The 1,151-nt window shown below is 45.7% G+C and carries 1 protein-coding gene; it reads right to left on the minus strand.

The window, feature by feature from the left end; translation table 11 throughout:
• Positions 1-59: 59 nt before the first annotated feature.
• On the minus strand, positions 60-1,151 hold a 1,092-nt coding region (locus tag AB4486_RS23555; protein ID WP_372118983.1), incomplete at its 5' end, for an HD-GYP domain-containing protein.

Below are 1,151 nucleotides of genomic sequence, written 5' to 3' on the forward strand. Positions count from 1 at the left end.
GGCATCCTTTTTTGTTGGTTCTGCAAGAGAGTCACAGACAGCAAATTTAATACAACCCGTTAAGCGAGTGCAGCTTGTGGACTTTGCATATCACTGTATTGCTCTCGTATCGACATGAAGTAATCAAGGTTTTGCTTCAGCGCAGAGACGCACTCTGGATCAAACATCAACCCTGTATGCGCTTCAATGTAGTCCATTACTTTAGATGCTGACCATGCGTGTTTGTAAGCTCGTTTACTCAGTAAAGCATCGAACACATCCGCTAGCGTTACAATTCTTGCCTCCAGTGGAATCGCTTCTCCAACGAGCGCATCTGGCAACCCTGAGCCATCAAACCGTTCATGATGGTGACGTACAATATTCTTGATGAACTGAACTTCTTCGCTACACATTGAGCTGTGGTGGGAAAGGGCAACCACGTCATCAATCATCTCTTCGCCATATATCGTGTGATTGTTCATGATGTTTCTTTCTTCTTCCGAAAAACGCTCAGTACTGAAGAGCACTTTGTCTGGGATTCGGTACTTCCCTATGTCGTGAAACGGGGCATACAAGCGAATGCGGTGAACGAATTGGTGGGTAATCTCATTGTTACTGTGCGAAAGCGTACGTGCGAGCTGTTCGCTGTATTTTCCCATGCGAATCAGATGCTCTTTGGTTTCAGGATCGCGTGCGTGCCCCATGTTTAGGGCGATGGCTAATGAGGACTGAAAATGTCTCTGGCGTTCGAAGAGTTGCACAAACAGGTTCGAAATCGCTTGGGTGAGGTAGGCGATGTCGCTTTGTATTGTCTGCTTAGCAAAAAAGTCAGTGCATGAGGCGTTGATGAAAACGAACCCAAGGTTACTCTCTTGGTAGTGGATTGGAGTGGTGTAGCTACTTTGGTGACCAAGCTCGAGTAGATGAGAGATTTGTTTAGTCGGATTCATCAAAGAGAGGTCATCAACAATTCTTGTTTCCAATGATTCAGCCAGACGACTCAACGCAGAGTTGGGTTTGATCTCCTGTTCGATGTAATGATGCTTGGCGTTTTGGCACAGTGAATCCGATACAAAATAATTCGATGCTTTATTTTCACTGCACAGCACCACGGATAGCCGAGATAATATGGGGTAGTGTTCACGAGCTAGCTGGAAGAGATCATCGACTAT

Origin of the sequence: Vibrio sp. 10N.222.55.C6 (genome assembly GCF_041473395.1) — a bacterium.
Classification (GTDB): domain Bacteria; phylum Pseudomonadota; class Gammaproteobacteria; order Enterobacterales; family Vibrionaceae; genus Vibrio; species Vibrio crassostreae_C.